A 19,843-nucleotide genomic window follows, 5' to 3' on the forward strand; every position below is an offset into this window, starting at 1 on the left:
ATTTTCGTCGATGAAAACAGGAAAATTACATCAAAGTGCGTCGACACGAACTACTATAAATGATGATATCTATTTAGACTTATCTTTAGTAAGCGAAATCTCACGGCGTAATCTTTATTTTTCCATGAAATCTTGAAAATAGAGTCGAGAGGGGGGATTCACCTTCGGACTCCCATTTCTAGAGCACATTCAAAAATTATCTGCAGCCTTCAGCAGGAGCAAACACAGTGTTTCAGGACATTTGGTGTCCAAGCGGCTGCAGAAACCATTTGAAAATGGTCAGGGAGGAATTCGCTTTCTTTCCGCTTGTATACAGGTAATTGTCCATCAGTCGATAATGAGGTAAAATTCAACAAGGGATATCAAACTTTATTGGACAGAAGTGATCTTCTCACTATCAATTAGTTATTCACTGTTGCTGAGGTAGGCAAAATGAAAACGATTCGTCGATATGCGATGAGGTGCACCATCCTCGGGATACTCACGATTGCTGGAGTGTTTGGTATTTCACTGTGGAACAAAGCTGATTTCTGTAGAGGATGGGCCACTCATTACGAACAGTGTGCCCTCGACCTTCGGAATGAACAATTGCTTGCCATTGCAGAAAAACGACTTAATGATGCCAATGCCTTTGAAAATTCTGCTCTTACGATGTCGGTGATCGCAAAAAAATACAATCGTGTTGCGAATAATCCACTACTTGCTTATCCATCGAAACCGCTCGTGACCGACGCAGAACTTAATGCAGAACGTATTGCGACTGACAATTAATCTGGACGAGGTTTGTCTGAGTCGCGTGAATAACATTGGATTGCACAAGGGTTGGGCATTGCGCGCATTGGCAGATAAAACTTTTCACAGACCGACCACGTGAATTCTGTTTTTGCACAGGCATATCGCGGCAAATGATTTATAGCTTGGTCTGGAAGAGGCATTCATGCAATCAAGGATCATTTTGAAGAATCTTCAGAAAACAATCCTTGAAATTTTTCTTTGGTCGCTCTGATTCCTGCCTGGAATGTGTAGACGTCTGATGTCATGGAAATGAGGCGACATCCTTTTTCCAACAACAGGGAAGCATGTTCCGGAGTGAAGGTGACGGCTCCAAACGTTTTGTTGTTGGCTTCGCAGGCAGCGGAAACACGTGTGACGGCTTCAATCAAAGTGGGATGCATTGACTGGCCTGTGATTCCGTAAGCCTGGCTCAAATCGGCAGGGCCGATGAAGAGATGGTCGACTCCATCAATCGCAGCAATCTCTTCACAACATTCGACAGCTGCGACGGTTTCAATTTGGATGGCGACAAAGGAGTTTTCATTCGCTTGATTGCAGAACTCAGCAGCCGGTGTCATACCGAACTTTCCATCGTGTCCACCGCCGTTGAGTCCTCGATGTCCTCTCGGAGCGAACTTTGCCCATTGCACAAATTCTTCTGCCTGCTCTGGTGAAGAAATCTGAGCAGCCATCACACCGCCAGCGCCAGATTCCAGGCAGCGTGTCACAAGTGCGTAATCGGTCGGAGCCACACGAACAAAGGAATCCAATCCACAAGCCCGTCCGGCGCGCGTCGCTGTTTCGATTTGATCAATTGTAAATCCAGAATGTTCATGATCGATCCAGAAGCCAGCAAAACCTCCCTGCAAGCCGTACATCTCAATTTGATTCGGGTGGAAAGAGCGTCCCACGGCAAAAACATTAACGCGTTCTCCATTAGCAAGCCGCGATTTCAAAGAGGCCGGAGCGGAGGAGGTATTGGACATTGAGCTTATGATCCTTAAGGGGACAGTCTTTGTGAATGTGAACTATTCTGAAAAAGTTACATGGTTAATTAAACAAGGACGCGATCGGTTGTCCTCGATCTGTGACGGGGACAGGCCGGTCACCATCGTAAAGATACTTCGAATAATCGATCCCCAGCGATGCATGTATCGTCGCAAAAAAGTCGGGAACGCTGATCGGATTGCTGACAACTTTTTTCGCTAAATTATCAGTTTCGCCATAAGCTCCGCAATGGTTTAAGCCTCCGCCGGCAAGGACACAGGTGAAGGCTGTTCCCTGATGTCCTCGTCCTCCGCCGGCATCAAATTCAGGAGGTCGGCCGAATTCTGTCGTGATGACAATGAGTGTTTTGTCGAGAAGGTTTTTCTTTTCGAGGTCAATCATTAATGTACTGACAGCCGAGTCCAGTTCTTGAATCAGAGCATGTTGCTGAAGGATCCCGGCATTATGAGCGTCCCAACCTGTTCCGTTCAGAAAGTTCAGATTGTGCGACACTTCAATAAACCGGACTCCCCGCTCAACAAGTCTTCGAGCCAACAGACAGCGTTGGCCAAACTCACCGCCATAACTGTTACGGAGTTCTCCAGGTTCTTCATCGAGCTGAAAGCTTTTGTTGAAGCTGGGACCACTGAGCTTTTGGCTCATGTCGATCGCTTCTTCGTACTCTTGCAACGAATCCTCTGAGTGAAGCCCCTGAGCTTCTCGCAATGTGGCGAGAATTGATTCTCGTCTGGACTGTCGCTTCGGAGAAATTGAATCCGGGCGTGATAAACCGGCAGGCCCCTGACTCGTGTCTGTGAGATACAAGTAGTTGTGCCGAGCTCCCAGAAATCCCGGACCTCGAGTGACATTCGGGTAACCAATCAGAACATAAGGCGGAGCATCCTCTTGAACGACTCCTCGCTCATGGGAGATGATGGAGCCAAGTGAAGGGTAAAGAACGGTTCCACTGACAGGACGTCCGGTATGCATGAAGTTTGTCGCGGCTGCATGTTCGTCGATCACATGATGATTCACCGTGCGAACAGCGGTCACCCGTTCCATGAGGGGGGCCATCTGTTTCAGATGCTCGCAAAGTCGAACTCCGGGAACTGAAGTTTCAATGCTGGGATAGTAAGAGCCAGGCTTTCCTAGAGCAGGATCCCCTAACCGTTTCGGGTCAAACGTATCCATTGCTCCCATGCCTCCACCGAGCCAGATGGAGATGACATGCTCTGCACCGCCTTTGACGAGAGTGTCCGCTTGGGTTGTTTGCGAAAATGGAGCTGAGGAAGCAGCAGCAACCACTGCGGATGTTTTTAGGAAATCGCGACGATACATAGTTTCTCCTGACAATCAATGAAACAATATTTGATACTGAAGAGTTCTCTTAATTCATCAATGTTATGGAATCCAAACAAATTCGCTGACATTCACAATACTCCAGACGACATCTTCATAGACTTCTCTCCATTCTACTCGCAGTCGAGGATCTGGAGGTGGGCCCGCTTTGGCTCGTTTTTCCATCTCCAAGGCAATCGAATTCGATTCCGGTTGGACATGATTGGACCAGGTGACAACCGGCAATGGTTCGAGCGGTTTCACTTCTTTCCATTCCTCTTTTGGTAACAGTCGATTTTGAAATCCCTCTGTTAATAAAGACGCGAGTGGTGCTCGTTCTGCTTCTGTCGGTTCTCGGCTGAGGATTTTCAAAAACAGAGTTTCCACGAGTTGATCTGGTGAAGTCGCAGTGACCGCAGCTTCTGCCAGTCCACTATCGATTGAAGCACGGGTCAGTAGAACCGAAGCATCGCTATTTTGCAGAACTCCCGGCTGTAGAACATTCGGATCGGATTCACGATCTGTAATTGGACTTTGTCTGGCCCCTTTCCAGCCGAAGGCTTCCATGATATCGGCGATTGCTCTGGCGCGTGGCAGACTTAAACTCGGTCGATCCCGCTCATTGGCCAGATTGGCAAACTTCCAGGCACGATCAGCAACTCCGAGCGTTAGCCGACGTTTTGAGAGATCACCAGCTTCTGGAGCAAACGTGATTTCCTCAACATCCAGCGGTTTACCGGCCGCTACGCACAAGGAATCGACCACTTGCTCAGCCGACATTCGTCGACGATTCGGAGCAACAAAAAATTGTTTCGCCGGGGATATCGTATTCGGATATCCAATCGCTTCCCGCTGATAAACCTGGGAAGTCAGAATCAGTTTGGCAAGATGCTTAATGTCATAGCCATGGGTGATGAAATCCCGAGCGAGCCATTTCAGTAATTCAGGATGACTCGGAGTTTGTCCTTCCCAGTCATGTGGAGGTTCTACGATTCCAGCACCAATGAACCGTCGCCAAACACGATTCACAATCACTTCTGCAAAGCGCAGATTTTGGGGTGAGGTGATCAGAGCTGCCAGCTTTTCACGGGAGTCTTCCGGGTGATACATCAACTTGGCCAACGACTCATCATCGTAAGAGCCCGTCACCTCCGCAAAAGGCCAGACTGGTTTTACGGGTTCTCCCGGTTTGAGTGTGACCTGAATCAGAGATTCGCGTAGCTTGTCTTCAAAGAATGCGGGCGGGACGCGGCTGCTGGAGGGAACAGTCACCGACTTCTGTTCAAACATCGCCGCCAGGGCGTATAAGTCCTGCTGAGTGGTCTCGTGATAAGGAGAATCGTGACATCGCGCACACTGCAACTCGATTCCTAAAAATGCGGTCGAAACGATCTGGCCTTTCGCGGCGAAAGGGGCATCATTATTAGAAGCAATTCCGAATCCGGCACTCCCGCCTTCATGGGCACTCCCACGTAATAGAATCAGCTCCGTGACAAAACGATCAAACGGTTTGTTGTCGCGAAAGGAGTCGTAGATGTACCAGCGAAATGGCCCTGTCGTATTCAGGCTCGCATTGATCAGAGTCGGATTTTCCGCCAGCAGATCCTGCCAGTAACTCGTCCAATGATCAGCCCAGCGGTCATCAGTCAGCAACCGATCAATGAGCTGAGTTCTCTTGTCGCTGGACTCATCTTTGAGAAAAATACGGACCTCATTGTCACTGGGGATCACTCCCACGGTATCAAGGTAAACACGTCTGATAAACGCGGCATCGGAAACAAGCGGGAGAGTTGCCACATCCTTTGGCGAGACGGGAGGGGCTGGCCAGTTCGCACCGCGATTGATCCAGTTTTCCAGTGTTGAAATCTGCTCATCACTGAGACCTGCTCCCCCCGGCGGCATGCGTTCCTCCGGGGAATCCGATCGGATGCGTCTCAGCATTTCACTCTCGTGAGAATCCCCTGGTTCAATCGCAGGCAGTCCGGAATCTCCTCCAGCCTGAGCCACTTCCAGAGAATTGAGTTTTAGACCTCCCTGAGTTTTTTCACCATGACACCGAAAACAGTGATCACTCAGAATTGGCAAAACATTGCTATGAAATTGCTCAGCCTCTTTGAGTGGTGTCTTAGACGAAGCTTCCAGAGCGGACTGAGATTTGGCCTTAAGGAATGCGTCGATCGGATGATGTTCTTTGAACGGTTCCGGGATTGCTGGTGCAGGATTTTGCTCCGCCCACAGACTGGCTTGTTCGTGTCTTTTATTCCAGAAGTCTTCTTGACTCTTCGCGGCAATTCGACGTCGTTGATCGTCAAACTTTATTCGTTCTATATTTTGCTGAGCCAACATTGATTTCACGGTTTGATCGTCGAGATGTCGTTCTTGTTCAGAATCTGATTGGAGAAGAACATAGGATGATCCATCAGCAGTTTCGATGGCGACGCATGTTTCGCCTGGGTCTGTGCGAAAATTGCTGCCCCCAATCAACATCTCCAGAACAACACGATATTTTCTTTCATCGCTGGCAATGAATTCTCCAAAAATCTCCTGCTGACGATGCTCAGCTATTCGCAACCCCGGTTTCGGGGGTTCGGCTGGTGGAGTTATCTCCTCAAAGCCATTTTGAGCCCGCTTGATGGGGACCGACTTCGCAATCAGCTCTCCCTCCACCCAAAGACGGCTCAGTCCCCGAACACGCATCAGCAATCGGTGTTCCCCTTGGGTAAGTGGAACATCGGCAGCCATTCTCACCAGAACGGGAGCTTTCCAGTTTTCTCGAATTCCCCATGAGTCATACCGTTGAGGAAACTGATCAAGTAGAAAGGAGTTCGTTTGCCATCGCAATGTTTCTTGTGGAATGGATTCGCCTTCATTGAGCCAGCGGAGATGGGACGGCATTCCTTCATGGAACGAAAGTTGGACGACATCTTTAGGCAGATCACCCAACTCCGGCATCACAGCGGGAAGTGGTCCTGCGAGCAGTTTCTGATTCGGTCCCTGATAGCGAGATTTCAAAGTCTCAGCGGAAAGTGCCTGGCGATGGATTGAGACTTCATCCAGTCCTCCCCGAAAACTATTCGAAGCCGATCCTTTTAGGGCAGAGCCAATCCAGATGGCATCATTATCGGTTGTCGGAATATTTCGGGTTGGCCCCCCGACGTCCCAGTTTCCTGTAACTTGCTGACCATCAATCACGCCCAGGAGACTCTCCGGCTCACCAAATCGATAAGCTATCGCAATATGATGCCATTCTTTTCCGCGAGCGAATCCATGTTCTGAAATCCATCGATGCCAGTTAGCATCACTGGACGCAGCACCGTCGGGCTGAGGGACTGTTGAAAACAGAAAACTGATGCGGGCTCTTCCTTCAATCATGCAAATGCGTAGCGACCAGTTTTGATTGTTCACCCCAAAACCAGGATTTCCCGTACGGCCTTTCCCTATCACGTACACATTTTCCCCATTGTTAATCTGATCAACCTTCACCCACGCTTCCATCGTGATTTCATCGCCATTGGTGAAGTCGAATGAGCTCTTCGTTCCCGGGTCATCGAAAGTAAAGCGGGCGCCTTTGCCGTCGAGTTGCACAGCGGTATTGTTTTCTGAGAAGCCGGGATACTCCGGTGCCCGTGGTCCCGCGACATCCCGGTGAACTCCGCCGTGCGATTCCAGACGAGTCGATTCCTCATTTCCGAATCCCCAATAAGCGACTGGCGCAGTGGCATCTGCCAGAAGCGACTGCGCTGATGCAAACATGAGCAAAACTAATAACGGCATTGCTCGCACGGATTGTTCAATTAGAGAACAGGGCCATTTGAAATTGAAAGGTGACGAACGCTTCATGACTTCTCCGAGCTATTTGTGGCATCAAATCGAGATGCTGGTTCAGGCGGGATTGAACGGGCCAGTTGGGCTGACGCGATCAATTGATCAGGATCGGTTAATTCAGGGCTAATTATTAGGACTCAACGGCGGTAGACCAGCTATGAACACAGGGTCGACTTTCGATGCTGTTCCTGAAGCCGCATGTTGAAAGAAAAGTTCTTCCACTTGCTCTCCCTCCGCATAACCCATTTCAGAAAGATCAATTCCCACTCCAATCACACGAAAGTGTAAATGGCTCACATCCACTTTGAGGGAATCTTTATAGGATTTCAGATCTTCAAGAGAAACTGCCGTGTTGGGATATCGGTGAGACCAGAGCATCGTCAATTCCCGTAATGATGGGGAATTCATTGTTAAGTCGAACTTTGTGACGGTCAATGGATTTAAATCCGTTCGGTTTGAAACCGGATATACATGAAAAGGGTCGCCGTCCGGGGGATTGGTGTACAGCTGGACTTCAAAGAGAACGACATCTGGCCCCGCGTGATTTACGACTGGATTTCGAAATCGGATTCCCAATCCGGGAGGACGTTCGGAGTCCACATTGGATTGGGAGTCAAATACAGGTATAGGGTCCAGTGGAAGTGGCTGACCACCAAAATTAATCAGTCCGGTTGTCAGGTTGCGATCTTCCAGCCACTCAGCCGGGCGACTTGGCGGAGTCCGAGTCCCTGATAAATATCCATTGGGTTCTGGTTCGGGATCAGACCGAAACCAGGTGACTTCAATCGGTACCAATTCCTCAGAGGAATAATGCTGAAGGAGCCCATTTCGTTGCACTTTAAGCGAAATCAGTTCATCGACAGAGGACTCCACTGTTGATGATGCCTGATAACTCACCAGTCGATCGGGAAGCTGGAAACGATAAGGTTGTGGATTAAATCCCGCTTTTTGTCCTGTATGATCATGAAACCCACCAATACGAGCTGCTTCGCCATCAGTTAACTGAATAAAATCGGCGTGTTCTTTTTGTGCAGCCTCAGGAAAGTCAGAAGATGACTGGTCATCCGAACTTTGAGGAGTTGAATAGAGATCGGCTGCTCCTTCAAGGACATGTACTTCCGCCTCATTATTATCCTGGACATTCACATAGAAACGCGTGCCGCGGTCAATCACTTTGGTGACCGGCGTAATCACTTCAAACCCCTCAGCTCCTGGAGGAGCATGAACTGAGCAAGCACCCGTGTTCAGGACCAGGCAATTTTCTGTTGTGACCTGAAAAATAGAAGGCCCCTCGATAATTGTTGTGGCTCCCGAGGGGAATTTCAATTTTACGATGCCGCTTTGCAGCATGTAGTCTCGACTCAGCTCCACACCGGTTCCAGTGGCTAGAACCGACTGATCAAAAAATCTTGCCCGGACTTCTCCAGTAAGAATCACATTTGATTTTTTTGGTAATGATGTGGAATCCTGCTTCGCAATCGTATCGACTCTCACCTCATTTCTGACAAACAGTCCAAGTGCGATTAATAGTGAAGCGACCGCAAAACCCAGTGATGCAAAAATGAGTTTTCGAGAAACCGAAATGTCAGATCGGCCTGAAGAAAAGAGGGTGGCAAATGACTGATTTGTCGCATGGGGTGAGGTGGGCATGGATTTAGTATCAGCCACGTTTTCTTCTTGAAATTTCCCAGAACGGCCATAGGCATCCAGTCGAAAAAGATCGTGAATGGCAGCAGTGCGGACCTGCACTTGTTGAAACAGTTTTTTCTTGGCGGGATCACTACATATCGCGTCCTCAAATTCTTGAACTTCGGCAGGATTTAATGAACCATCCTGGAAACGCATGATTGTTTCCAGAAATTCAAAATGATCATCGTCTTCCGGGGAGGGTTTCATTTTAGAATCATTCATAACTACTCTCTCCGCCAGCAATGGCCAATCGTGTCTGAATGCATTTCTCAAGCAAGCTGTATATTCGAGCTAATGCCTGATAAACAGTGGCTGGTTTTCGGCCTAGGATATTTGCAACATCAATTCCCGAACGACCTTCAAAGTATCGCAATTGCAAGATCCTGCGATTATTGGGAGTCAACTCTTCCAGGCAGTAGGCCATCGCATCACGTGTTTCCGACATGCACTCATCCTGACTTCCAGGCCAGTCTTCCGAGAGCGAACTTAAGGCCTCTTCGGAAAGTCCATAGTACTTACCGTCGCGCGAACGGATGACATCAATCGCTCGGTTCTTACTCAGAACTCTGGCCCACTTCAACAGATGATCTCGCGATTCAAAGTGTTCTTCTCGCAACAATGTCTTAACACACGTATCCTGAAAAATATCTTCAGCCATGTGAAAGCTCCGCACAATCGTGACGACAAATGCAGTCATAGCTAATCGCTCTTCAAGTAAAATCGCCGTCGCTTCTTCTCGAGTCAGCAAAGAATCATTCCTTCTAATTGATCATCTCAAAGTAATAACGATGGAGTCACGGTTCTCTCGACAATTTCCCACTCGCTAGTACAGAATTGTTTCGCTGATGCCACCATATTTTTGTGAGATCACTTCTGGAAGTGATTCAACCCAGTAAGTGTTTTGCTTCGAAAGAAAACGGACAGGCTTCGATGATCTTGCCAGACATTTCGTAGAGGAAGGTGCGTCTTGCAGAGTGTTAATGAAAATTCAAGCGGGAGTCCGCGTCTCTGTAGCACCCGCGGTGACGGATGGTATGTATTCATTCGAATACAGTAGATATACCCATGAAATGGACAGTGTTAAAAAATTATGAAAAAATTGTCGAGAGAACAGATGAATATACGTCATATGTTTATATGGCAATGCCAGGTACCGTAACGTCTTAGGCCTTATTCATTCAAATTGGATTTGTTCGTTTCTTCATAACCTGCGATGAGCCATAGCTTTGCATGATTTGTTTTTTTCACGTTTTGTTGCAGGAAGGCTCGCTCCATGTTCAAATTGGATCGTCAAAACAGGCTGGGTTTCACACTGATTGAGTTATTGGTTGTTATCGCGATCATCGCCATATTGGTGGCGTTGCTACTACCAGCAGTCCAACAGGCGCGTGAAGCCGCTCGCCGCAGTTCCTGTAAAAATAATCTGAAGCAATTATGTCTGGCACTTCACAATTACCACGATACCCATACTGTTTTCCCAATTGGGGAAGGTTTTGGCTATTCTGCTGTTGATCAAGGGGCTAGCTGCGACGCCGCACCTCGACGCGCTCCCTGGACGGTGTTAAGTCTTCCCTATCTGGAAGCATCTGCCCTGTATGAAAAGTTCGATTTCAGCCAGAGATTTCTGAGTCTATACACCGAAACTCCCACTTCTGGAAACAATCATGATGCTTCAAACGTCAGTGTAAATGCCTTTCATTGTCCCTCCTTTCCGGCTGCTGATGGACTGCACACGAATTATTTTGGTGTGATGGGCGGAGGAGAAAATCTGGCAGATTGGGCTCACACCAGTCGGTTCGGACGTGCATTCTGGAACAATGGAACATTTTATCTGAATTCCAAAACGAAAATGCGAGATATCACTGATGGTACGAGCAACACTTTCTTTATCGGAGAAACAAAGTACCAGCTCGGCCCCAATGGTCGAACAGATGGAGTCCGCACTGGTTGGGCTTCAACAGTTCGCGGGTGTGTCAATGCAACTCCCGGTGTGACAGCTGCAGTTACCGATGTCCCCGTCAATTCGTATATTGGGGATGGCAATAAGGATGACACGCTGTTTGAAGTGGGAGTCAATTCCAACGATGCTAATTTCAGAGGCTCGGTCAACGGCGTGGCGTCATCACAGAACCTTCAGGGACGTGCCTTCGGGAGTGCCCATCAAGGAGGATGTCATTTCGGCGCGGTCGATGGCTCCATCCATTTTATCAGCGAAAATATCAATATTCCCACATTGCAATATCTTGCAATCCGCGATGACGGACAGGTCATTGGGGAATTTTAGATCGTATCCTGAGAGTATCCAGAATATAAAAAAGCATCGTCTGCCAGAACAGGCTGAGGTTTGATTCAAGTCTTCACTTGGTGGTGGCGGATCTAAGAAATCGAGTTCAGACTAGCCGCTCGTCCTCTTCTCCAATTTGAATTTTACAGCATCCCAGGTTGAGAGATTCTATCGATTCCTGAATGAGATTTTTATTGAGGCTGTAATAAATGAAACGCCCCTGACGGCGAGGCGTAACAAACTGACTATGCTTTAAAATTTTGAGGTGATGCGAAACGGTCACGATTTCAGTTTCGAGGAATTGGGAAATATCAGTGACGGTTAATTCTCCATGCCGTAGCAACCCTACGATTTTCAAACGCAGTGGATCACTTAACGCTTTCAGCCTTTCGGCACAATACTCTGCCTGAAAAGTATCTTCAGTCAAGTTATCCATAATATCAGCTATCCCAAACCGAGATCATTTTTAGTGGAAGTCGAATGCCAATTAGAACATAAAATCTTAATATTCGCCAATCACTTCTCCCCCAGCCCGGGATGCGAGAGATTCGTAGACGATATAGTCGATATTCTCAGAGATGAATCTAACCGATCCATCGCCGAGTAAATGCTGAGCTCCTCCTTGATGTAAACTTGAAGGGCCCCAGATCTGGTCGATTGAATTTGGAATTGTGCCACCAGTGTAGTAGTAATTTTCGTGATTGATCGAACTTGAATTTCCCGCCAGTGTCGGAAGTGAGAAATCCGCCCAGCGTGCTGCTACGGTCGCGCTGGTTCCATCAATCCAGACAGAAGCACTCTGTTCACGTGTCTCGGCGATCATAATCGTATTGGAGGTGCCATCGGCGATATCTCGAAAACTGGTTTTTGAACCAGGATACATGACGCCTTCAGCCGAGGTTCCCGGGGCACCCGATAGCCCGTAAACAGTTTTGGCTCCCAAAGCCACATAATTACGAATCGCAAATTTATCGTATCCAACTCCCGTCGTATACAACGCATCATTGCTGAATTCTTGACCGGAATAACTGGGGCAGCGATAAAACGGTAGAAACTGCGAAGCGGCTCCCTGATTTGCAGGAGCCAGCGCAGAGACATTGTAATTGATCGAATCCTGCAGATTCCCGGCTTCCAGGAAGGGAAGAATCAAGCTGGCAAAACTATGCAAATGAATGGTGGGATCAGACAGACTCACGGCCGATGCCGTCGGATATCCCCAGACTCCCTGTCCAAATCCACTCGTACTGCTGGGAGGAAAAACATTGTGTGTGCTTTGATAATTATGCAGTGCCAGTCCGATTTGCTTCATATTGTTTTTGCAGGACGTTCGACGAGCCGCTTCCCGGGCTTGTTGAACAGCTGGAAGTAACAAGGCAACCAGTATCGCAATGATTGCTATCACAACGAGAAGTTCGATTAACGTGAAGGCGTGGCGGATTTGTTTAGGCATTGCATATATCCGTGGAAAGTGGGGCGTGCAGGGGCAGGATACTCTTATGAACTTAAGAATAATAAATTATCAGTCTGTAAGAGGGTCGTCAAGGCAATGAGTAAATTTCTTCAGTGCGAGAGAGCACGATTTCGATGCTAATGCAAAAAGCAAGCGAGTGTTTGGTTAACACCCACTTGCTTAATGATTCCGTATCGAGACCGTTAACTAAATCTATTGAGCTTGATCCCACAACCGGTAGGGGTCATCCAGGCGTTGCATTTCTTTTGCCAGCAGAGCTTCCATCTCGGCGAGTTTTTTGGCGTACTTAGGATCGTCTGCCAGATTGATCTGATGTTCTTCTGGCTTCGCTCCAGTGAGTTCCTGAAGCTTTTGAGAATGATGTTCCTGCAGGAATTCATGCGGATTCTCTTTCAGATTGATCAGTTGAGTCTCGCGAACGGTTCCATCCAGGACATCGTACTTGATCAGCTTCCAGTCTCCCTTTCGAACACTTCGCATTCCCGGTTTTGTGCCGCCACAATAGACGCCGAAGAGTGTGTCGCGGACTGTTGATTCCTGTCCTTCGAGCACTTTTCGAAAACTGATTCCTTCATTGGACTCTGGAGGGGTAATGCCAGCGAAGTCACACAAAGTGGCCAGGGTGTCCAGCAGATAAATATTTCCTTGAACTCGTTTCCCTGCTGGCAGACCTGGACCTTTCACAATGTAGGGAACACGCCAGGTATGTTCGTATAGATTTTGTTTCCCCTGAAGTCCATGTCGTCCAATAGCCATGCCGTGGTCAGAGGTGTAGACGATATATGTGTTTTCGAGTTCTCCCATCGCTTCCAGCTTTTTGAGAACTCGGTCGATTTGCTGATCAATATTTTCGCTGCAGGCAAATTCGCGTCCCAGTTCATTGCGGATCGTGAGCGGGTCACGTCGTTTCCAGACACCACTCACGGCAACTTCATCACGCAAATTAGGATGGCCGTGATGGAAAGGATGTTCAGGAAGATAATTGATCGGCAGAGCAGGTTGCTTATCGTTTTTTGGGGGATAAGTGTTCGGGTCGCTGTGGTTGACTGCTCCATATTTCTCCAGCAAATCGGGGCGACCATCGCGCGTATCGTGAGGATGTGAAAAGCCGAAGTAAATTAGAAAAGGATCTTCATCTTTACTGGACTCTCGATCGCCCAGATATTCGAGCACCTGCTTGGCATGCCAGGCACTTCCCGACTCTGCAGTGCCGCCTCGTTTGGTGGCATCGTGTCTAATGGAAAACTTTTTATTGGCTGCTTCATAACTGTTTCCGTTTTTACAGGTTCGCATTGTGTCGTAACCAGCTCGATTGAAAACGGCAGCCATCGTGTAATCTGCCAGATCCGGAGGGACTAGTTGATCTTTACCAATGTGAGGATTGTTTTGCGTTCTCTTGCTCCGATCAGGAATATGCCAGACAGTACGACCGCTCATCACCATGTGACGCGATGGCGTGCAGACTGCTCCCGACCAGGATCCCATTTGATAGGCTCGATCAACAACAACGCCTTCTGCTGCCAGCCGATCAATCGTCGGCGTTTCTAATGACGTGCTTTCATTATATACTCTCAAGTCAAACGGAGATTGATCATCGACAATAATGAATAGAATATTAGGGCTTTTAGAAACGGCCTTTTCTCCAAAGGTCATGTTTGGCAGAACCAGCAGACAGGCGATAACAAGACTGGGAAACAGTGTCCAGTTTTGGAAAGAAAACAAATCGCGTTTTGGTTGAAGCATTGTCTAAATCTCTCTCGGCTCTGATGAATAGAAAATGATCGAGGAATAGATAAGTTAACAGTTATGTGAAGTGTTGTCGTTAGAAAACCTGTTAATATTCATTAAGTGCTTCTAAATGACGTGCGAAATGATCGGCCAGAACTTCTTTGTACGTGTCTGGATGTGACTCCAGAACGGATCGGATAGCAGGACCCAGATCGGCATCGGTTAAGGTTGAGCCGAATGTGCAATGCAGAATTTGTCGTCCCGGTTCGGTGAAGCCTTTCCCTTGTGGTACATCGCACCAGCGTTCGAGATAGACTTGTTCGAGTTTAGTCACATTCAGATCGCTTTCATCAGGTACCTCTGCATTCGTAGCAGAAACGTGGTAGGTCGCTTTGTCGGTATCGTAACGTTCGCGCCCAAAGCGAACGATGCTGCGAAACAGGGCTTCATCGTGCCGGGCGACAACACGAAGTGCTTCCAGATAACTGGTTCCAGCCGTCTTGACATGAAACCGTCCCTTCGTCGCTCGTGCCAGAGCCGGGTACATGGAGATTTTGTCGGAGCCGGAATGCAGGCTCAATTTATAAGGCCCAAGCAATTCTGCGATGGCGGCATGATCGTTCAATGACGACTCCAATGCGTCGACATCTCCTTTGTAATCGACACCTTTTTCCAACTCGCCGATGAATCGAGGGGCCAGACTGACGAGTTTCATTTCACCTTTAAGGCACTGATCCGCAATGATGTAGTGCTCTGCCAAAGTGGTTGGCTGATCGGTTTCATCGACAGACAATTCTATCTCATATTCACGCAGTAATTTCTCGTGGACATTGCGAATGTGATCTGCCAAACTTAATGCTTTCTGAATGGCAGCACCATATTTCACGGCTGCCCGCATACAAACTTCTTCCGTCAGATCAATTTTTGTTCCTGTGGATAATTGCAAAGACTTTCCGACATAAGAGTCGTACCAGGGAGCTGAGTTTTTGACTTGTTCGAATTTTTCTTTCACCTGAGCTTCGGAGTAGTCGTCCGCTTTCTGATCGACTTCGCCGGACGGATCGAGCGTGAAAAACGTGAAGCCAGCTTCGGCAGTGACATTCACATCGTCCGGTGTTTTCAAATGATCGGCGTCGGCTCCAATTCGCCCTGTCCAGCCTGAACTGATCGCTCCATTCATCGCATCACACATCACCTGAGTGGCCGTTCGTTTGGTGCGAGTCATTTCTCGAATTGACTGCTGAGGAAAAATCGGCTCGATACTGCCCCCGGCACGTTTCATTGCTTCGACATGACCGGGAGTTGCCAGGCCAATTCGATCGCCAAATCCAAAGCTGGGAGCCAGTCCGAGTGTGACGCAGTGGTGTTTGTTTTGTTCGGGCATTCTATTTTGCTTTCCTAAAGAAGTACGTCTTTTTTATTGAAATATCTTTGCGGGGTGTATCGTGAGGCGTCAAAAGAATAAGGGATGCGACCGTCTTCCCATCTCTTTGAAAACAATTAAGTTTCCTTCTCCCACGGGAACGGTGAACTATCCTTTTCCCAGGGGAGAAGGTGGCCGAAGGCCGGATGAGGGGATTCCTTCGACGTTCTTGCTGCAATCAACACCGATTGCCCTCTCCCTGAGGGAGAGATGACCCGTATGTACTGAATCGATAAATGTTTACTCGGATAGATATCATTCAAGGTAATTCGATCACCGCTTTGATCACACCCGACTCCGGTCGTGTGAAGGTCTCAAACTCGTCAATCACTTTATCAAAGGTTGTCCGGTGTGTGATCCAGGGGGTCGTGTTGATCGTGCCGTCTTCGATCAGACTGATGATGCGGGCGAAGTCAGACGATAACGCATTTCGACTGGCCATCAGCGTCAATTCGCGGCGGTGCATCACCGGGGCATGCGGGAATTCCAGGTTTTGCTGACTGATGCCAACATAGACGACACGCCCGGCAAAAGCCGCCAGTTCCAGTGATCGAACCATCGATCCGTTGTGTCCGGTCGCATCGATCACCACATCGGCTCGTTGACCATTCGTCATTTCTTCGAGTGTAGAAAGATCACTTTCATTATTCTGAATCAGAATGGTGTCGGGCACTCCCATTTTTTCACGGACGAATTCGAGTCGCGAATCACTCAAATCGGCAACAATCGGTCGTGCTCCTGAGATTTTGACGAATTCCAGAGCAGACAATCCAATCGGCCCGGCTCCGATAATCAAAACCGTTTCCCCTTTCTTGGGAGCAGCACGGTCAACGGCGTGGCATCCGATAGCTAGAGTTTCTACCAGAGCGGCTTGTTCATATTTGAGATTGTTTGCCGGGTGTAATTTTCTGGCGGGAAGAATAATCCGATCAGTTAATCCTCCATCGCACATAACTCCCAAGGTTTTGTGATGTTCACAACAGTTCGTGAACCCTCTTTGACAGGAATAACACTTCTGGCAATTCAAATATGGCTCGACTGCACAGTGGTCGCCGACTTTGATGTTTGTAACATCGCTACCCACTTCCAGAACTTCGACGCCAAGTTCGTGACCGGGAATGCGGGGATAAGAAAAGAAAGGCATTTTGCCGAGATATCCGCCGACGTCAGTTCCACAAATGCCGACACGATGTACTCGCACCAGAGCTTCGCCGTCGCCAGGTGCTTTCGGTTCCGGAATGTCAATCATCCGCCAGACTTTCGGATTTTCCAGTTGAAGTGCTTTCATGATTTATTCTTTATGAAGAGACCGCTATGTGGTAGTAATAAATAGAGCCACGCTGAACTGAACGTACCCGAGTCCTGACTGACTCGGCTCGCCTGTAGAATTAGTTAATTATTTTCCGGTAATCCCTCTTTGTGACCGATGTTCATGACGGGTTCGAAAATTGCTTCTACGTCTTTGAGCAATTGCTGATCGAGCGGTTCCTCCAGCCATTTTTTCCATTTGCGGATGTTGTCTGGATTGGCACTGCCAGCAACGGTGGTCGCCATATCGGGATTGGCACAGGAAAACTGCAGTGCCAGTTGTGCGATATCGACTCCCTGTTTCTGACAAAACTCGGCTGCATTGCGAGCAGCTGCTTTCACTTCTTCTGGTTCTTTTAACCAGTCTGGGGGAGCGGTTTGCGTTAACAGTCTTGCTGAGAAAGGCCCGGCATTCATGATGCCGATGCCTTTGGATTTTAATTCAGGCACCATCTCTTCAGCAAAGCGTCGGTTTTGGAGTGTGTACTGGTTATAAGAAAGCACACAATCAATATCACATTGGGCAGTAATCTCTCGGAAAATTTTCATGGGATATCCGCTGATCCCGAAGTACCGCACTTTTCCAGACTCTTTGATCTTTTTCAAAGCGGGTATGGTTTCTTCAACAATCTGATCGAGTGGTACGAATTCAATGTCGTGACACAATACGATATCAAGATGATCTGTCCCTAATCGATGTAGACTGACATCGACACTTTCCGCCACGCGTTTAGCAGAGAAGTCAAAATGTTGCAGGTCGTATCGTCCCAGTTTTGTACAGAGCAGGTATTCATCGCGAGGAACACCTCGCAAGGCGATGCCGAGCAGGACTTCCGACATGCCGCGTCCGTAAAATGGCGAGGTGTCCAGAAAATTGATTTCACAATCCAAAGCGGTGTGAACACTTTCGATCGCCTGATCGAGTTGAACACTGCGAAATTCCTGTCCGAGCGAAGAGGCTCCAAAACTGAGGATGGGAAGTTCGAGATCGGTCTGTCCGAGTTTTCGCGTCTGCATCTGAGCCAATCCTGTTTATGTTGGAGTTTGTTAGTAAGTATTGATTCTCATTGAATTATGGAGCAATACTTTCCGATGTGAATAGCAGGACTTGACTCCTGCATGTCAATTCTTAACCTGTCTGAATGGCAAAACAGAATCAGGAATCACAGGTCGAACCCACATTTGTCTCTCAACAGGTGACTGATGCGCGTCGGTACTATCTCAATTTGAATCCCGATCCTAACAGACCGTTGTCGGTCGTTTGTGGTGGTGTTGAACGGATGCGGCCAGAGTACGTGGTGAAGCGTGTCGATTTTCCCTTTTATGCAATTGAAATTGTTGTGGAAGGGGAGGGGAGTCTGAATCTGAATGGGAAAATGTCTCCGTTGGGGCCGGGCTCAGTCTTTGCATATGGTCCCGGCGTGCAGCATACCATTCAAAACGATCCACAGAACCGGATGCGGAAATATTACGTCGATCTGTCAGGAAAACAGGTCGAGACGCTACTTCAGGAAACGGGATTGATACCTTGGAGAGTGATGAAGATTTTTGCAATTCACGAGTTCATCGATCTGTTTGAAATGCTTGATCGGGAAGCCAGAGAAGACAGTTCTGTTTCATACGCAGTTTGCGAGACCCTGGCTCGATTGTTACTGCTGAAGATCACACAGCGAACTGTCGCGAATGGTGGGAACTTGCCGCGTTCCTTTGAGACTTATCAAAGAATACGAACACATCTGGAAAAACATTACCTGCGATTAAACACGATTGAAGAAGCCGCGCAGGAATGTCATGTCAGTTCGATTTATCTCTCTCGATTGTTTAAGAAGTTCGCAGGAGCCGGGGCATATCAATTTCTGCTCCGGCTGAAAATGAATTCTGCTGCCGAGTTACTGCTCGATGAAGGCCTGCTTGTGAAACAAGTGGCCGCTCATTTGGGTTATCCAGACGCCTTTCAGTTTTCCCGAGCGTTCAAAAGAATTTACGGCGTTCCTCCGAAACAGTTACTCGATTCACGCCATTTGAGATAGCAACATAGTACAAGCACGAAGCGCAAACGAGTGTGTCAATTGAACTCAGGGCTCACATTTAAGCTTCATGCTTGAACTCCACAGTAGTCCCCGATGAAGATTGAGAACAATGAAGCAGTGAGTTAGATTCTTCTGACGATGTCTGAACTACGAAGTGGTTTTCAGTTCATAAGCTTTTTCACAGTTCTCTCTAAAGAACTGATTATGTTCTGCCTGAGATAATTCCCCAGCGAATTCTTTCACGGCATCGACCCACTGGTTGTATTCTGTTTCCAAGAGGCAGACAGGCCAGTCGCTGCCATACATTATGCGTTGCGGACCAAATGCTTCAATTGCCATATCCCAATATGGCTTCAACATAGCAACCGACCAGGGTTGTGATTTCACTTCGGTCGTGAGTCCAGAAAATTTGACGGAGACATTCTGTCTCTTTGCGAGATCCTTAATATCGCGTGCCCAATCTGAATCATAGTGATCTTTGTGTATTCGAGGCTTCGCCAGATGATCCAGCACAAAGACTTGTTCGGGATGCAGATCGACAAATTGAATCGACTCTTTCAATTGATGAGGAAACATGAGCAGGTCATATACGAGGCCCGTTTCAAGCAGTGCGTCAATTCCTCGATTGAAAACAGAATCTAATAAGAAACCATCGGTCTCATCCTGCACCACATGCCTGACGCCGACCAGTTTGGGATGGTGAGCATACTGGTCGAGAGTCGATGTGAGATCTTTAGACTTCAATGGCACCCAGCCGACAACACCTCGAATGAAATCGGAATCCTCAGCGAGTTCCAGTAACCAGCTTGTTTCGTCGAGAGTTTGTCTGGCCTGGACAGAAATGACTCCCGAGATACCGGATGGTTGAGCGACATCTATAAGGTTCTGAGGCAGAAAACTATGGGCAATTTTCTGCATCCCTTCTCCAATCCAGGGATATTGGTCGGACGAGTAATTCCAGAAGTGATGATGGGAGTCAATCATGA

The 19,843-nt window shown here is 48.0% G+C and carries 16 protein-coding genes; 4 read left to right on the plus strand and 12 right to left on the minus strand.

Annotated features, from left to right (window positions below; all coding sequences use genetic code 11):
* Window positions 1-432 precede the first annotated feature (432 nt).
* Window positions 433-771, plus strand: coding sequence for a hypothetical protein (locus Pan54_RS04805; RefSeq protein ID WP_146502433.1), 339 nt, complete (start codon window positions 433-435; stop codon window positions 769-771).
* Between the two features lie 179 nt (window positions 772-950).
* Here the strand turns inward: Pan54_RS04805 and Pan54_RS04810 are convergent, their stop codons facing one another.
* The 3 genes from Pan54_RS04810 to Pan54_RS04820 all read right to left on the minus strand — a co-directional run bounded on the left by Pan54_RS04810 (window position 951) and on the right by Pan54_RS04820 (window position 6,852).
* Window positions 951-1,760: an HpcH/HpaI aldolase family protein gene (locus tag Pan54_RS04810; protein ID WP_146502434.1), complete on the minus strand. Its 810-nt coding sequence runs from the start codon at window positions 1,758-1,760 to the stop codon at window positions 951-953.
* Window positions 1,761-1,824: 64 nt separating this feature from the next.
* Window positions 1,825-3,099 (minus strand): DUF1501 domain-containing protein, encoded by a 1,275-nt coding sequence (locus Pan54_RS04815; protein ID WP_146502435.1) that lies wholly within the window; start codon window positions 3,097-3,099, stop codon window positions 1,825-1,827.
* 63 nt (window positions 3,100-3,162) lie between these two features.
* Window positions 3,163-6,852, minus strand: a complete 3,690-nt coding sequence (locus tag Pan54_RS04820; protein WP_242631217.1) for a DUF1553 domain-containing protein — start codon at window positions 6,850-6,852, stop codon at window positions 3,163-3,165.
* Here Pan54_RS04820 and Pan54_RS25725 point away from each other — a divergent pair.
* Window positions 6,851-7,051 carry a hypothetical protein gene (locus Pan54_RS25725; protein WP_165441491.1) on the plus strand — a complete coding sequence of 67 codons (201 nt, stop codon included), beginning with the start codon at window positions 6,851-6,853 and terminating at the stop codon, window positions 7,049-7,051. The two genes, Pan54_RS04820 and Pan54_RS25725, sit on opposite strands and share 2 nt — an antisense overlap.
* Here Pan54_RS25725 and Pan54_RS04825 read toward each other — a convergent pair.
* Window positions 7,048-8,835 (minus strand): FecR domain-containing protein, encoded by a 1,788-nt coding sequence (locus tag Pan54_RS04825; RefSeq protein WP_146502436.1) that lies wholly within the window; start codon window positions 8,833-8,835, stop codon window positions 7,048-7,050. The two genes, Pan54_RS25725 and Pan54_RS04825, sit on opposite strands and share 4 nt — an antisense overlap.
* A complete protein-coding gene (locus Pan54_RS04830) occupies window positions 8,828-9,361 on the minus strand; it encodes a sigma-70 family RNA polymerase sigma factor (protein WP_242631218.1) in 534 nt (177 codons plus the stop codon). Before Pan54_RS04830 ends, Pan54_RS04825 begins: the two co-directional genes overlap by 8 nt.
* 525 nt (window positions 9,362-9,886) lie before the next feature.
* On the opposite strand from Pan54_RS04830, the gene Pan54_RS04835 reads away from it, so the two are divergent.
* The gene (locus Pan54_RS04835) at window positions 9,887-10,897 is read left to right on the plus strand and encodes a DUF1559 domain-containing protein (protein WP_146502437.1); all 1,011 of its coding nucleotides are present in this window, start codon (window positions 9,887-9,889) and stop codon (window positions 10,895-10,897) included.
* Between the two features lie 106 nt (window positions 10,898-11,003).
* Here the strand turns inward: Pan54_RS04835 and Pan54_RS04840 are convergent, their stop codons facing one another.
* The 6 genes from Pan54_RS04840 to Pan54_RS04865 form a co-directional block, all read right to left on the minus strand.
* The gene (locus Pan54_RS04840) at window positions 11,004-11,333 is read right to left on the minus strand and encodes an ArsR/SmtB family transcription factor (protein WP_146502438.1); all 330 of its coding nucleotides are present in this window, start codon (window positions 11,331-11,333) and stop codon (window positions 11,004-11,006) included.
* Between the two features lie 66 nt (window positions 11,334-11,399).
* A complete protein-coding gene (locus Pan54_RS04845; RefSeq protein ID WP_146502439.1) occupies window positions 11,400-12,347 on the minus strand; it encodes a DUF1559 domain-containing protein in 948 nt (315 codons plus the stop codon).
* 213 nt (window positions 12,348-12,560) lie between these two features.
* Complete coding sequence (locus Pan54_RS04850) at window positions 12,561-14,111, minus strand: sulfatase-like hydrolase/transferase (RefSeq protein WP_242631219.1); 1,551 nt, start codon at window positions 14,109-14,111, stop codon at window positions 12,561-12,563.
* Window positions 14,112-14,202: 91 nt separating this feature from the next.
* Entirely contained in the window at window positions 14,203-15,480 is a 1,278-nt protein-coding gene (locus Pan54_RS04855) for a tagaturonate epimerase family protein (protein ID WP_146502440.1), read from the minus strand.
* A 298-nt stretch (window positions 15,481-15,778) separates the two neighbouring features.
* Complete coding sequence (locus Pan54_RS04860; protein ID WP_146502441.1) at window positions 15,779-16,807, minus strand: zinc-binding alcohol dehydrogenase family protein; 1,029 nt, start codon at window positions 16,805-16,807, stop codon at window positions 15,779-15,781.
* A gap of 104 nt (window positions 16,808-16,911) precedes the next feature.
* On the minus strand, window positions 16,912-17,844 hold the full coding sequence (locus Pan54_RS04865; RefSeq protein ID WP_146502442.1) for an aldo/keto reductase: 933 nt from the start codon (window positions 17,842-17,844) through the stop codon (window positions 16,912-16,914).
* Between the two features lie 125 nt (window positions 17,845-17,969).
* Between Pan54_RS04865 and Pan54_RS04870 the strand changes: the two genes are divergently transcribed.
* Window positions 17,970-18,857: an AraC family transcriptional regulator gene (locus Pan54_RS04870; protein WP_146502443.1), complete on the plus strand. Its 888-nt coding sequence runs from the start codon at window positions 17,970-17,972 to the stop codon at window positions 18,855-18,857.
* 147 nt (window positions 18,858-19,004) lie between these two features.
* Here Pan54_RS04870 and Pan54_RS04875 read toward each other — a convergent pair whose 3' ends face one another.
* Window positions 19,005-19,841 carry an amidohydrolase family protein gene (locus tag Pan54_RS04875; RefSeq protein WP_207310038.1) on the minus strand — a complete coding sequence of 279 codons (837 nt, stop codon included), beginning with the start codon at window positions 19,839-19,841 and terminating at the stop codon, window positions 19,005-19,007.
* Window positions 19,842-19,843 lie beyond the last annotated feature (2 nt).

This window comes from Rubinisphaera italica, assembly GCF_007859715.1.
GTDB lineage: Bacteria > Planctomycetota > Planctomycetia > Planctomycetales > Planctomycetaceae > Rubinisphaera > Rubinisphaera italica.

Excerpts from the sequence above, each read along its gene's own strand:
- Pan54_RS04805 (WP_146502433.1), top strand. The coding sequence starts at position 433 with ATGAAAACGATTCGTCGATATGCGATGAGGTGCACCATCCTCGGGATA.
- Pan54_RS04810 (WP_146502434.1), bottom strand. The coding sequence starts at position 1,760 with ATGTCCAATACCTCCTCCGCTCCGGCCTCTTTGAAATCGCGGCTTGCT.
- Pan54_RS04815 (WP_146502435.1), bottom strand. The coding sequence starts at position 3,099 with ATGTATCGTCGCGATTTCCTAAAAACATCCGCAGTGGTTGCTGCTGCT.
- Pan54_RS25725 (WP_165441491.1), top strand. The coding sequence starts at position 6,851 with ATGAGCAAAACTAATAACGGCATTGCTCGCACGGATTGTTCAATTAGA.
- Pan54_RS04820 (WP_242631217.1), bottom strand. The coding sequence starts at position 6,852 with ATGTTTGCATCAGCGCAGTCGCTTCTGGCAGATGCCACTGCGCCAGTC.
- Pan54_RS04825 (WP_146502436.1), bottom strand. The coding sequence starts at position 8,835 with ATGAATGATTCTAAAATGAAACCCTCCCCGGAAGACGATGATCATTTT.
- Pan54_RS04835 (WP_146502437.1), top strand. The coding sequence starts at position 9,887 with ATGTTCAAATTGGATCGTCAAAACAGGCTGGGTTTCACACTGATTGAG.
- Pan54_RS04840 (WP_146502438.1), bottom strand. The coding sequence starts at position 11,333 with ATGGATAACTTGACTGAAGATACTTTTCAGGCAGAGTATTGTGCCGAA.
- Pan54_RS04845 (WP_146502439.1), bottom strand. The coding sequence starts at position 12,347 with ATGCCTAAACAAATCCGCCACGCCTTCACGTTAATCGAACTTCTCGTT.
- Pan54_RS04850 (WP_242631219.1), bottom strand. The coding sequence starts at position 14,111 with ATGCTTCAACCAAAACGCGATTTGTTTTCTTTCCAAAACTGGACACTG.
- Pan54_RS04855 (WP_146502440.1), bottom strand. The coding sequence starts at position 15,480 with ATGCCCGAACAAAACAAACACCACTGCGTCACACTCGGACTGGCTCCC.
- Pan54_RS04860 (WP_146502441.1), bottom strand. The coding sequence starts at position 16,807 with ATGAAAGCACTTCAACTGGAAAATCCGAAAGTCTGGCGGATGATTGAC.
- Pan54_RS04865 (WP_146502442.1), bottom strand. The coding sequence starts at position 17,844 with ATGCAGACGCGAAAACTCGGACAGACCGATCTCGAACTTCCCATCCTC.
- Pan54_RS04870 (WP_146502443.1), top strand. The coding sequence starts at position 17,970 with ATGGCAAAACAGAATCAGGAATCACAGGTCGAACCCACATTTGTCTCT.
- Pan54_RS04875 (WP_207310038.1), bottom strand. The coding sequence starts at position 19,841 with ATGATTGACTCCCATCATCACTTCTGGAATTACTCGTCCGACCAATAT.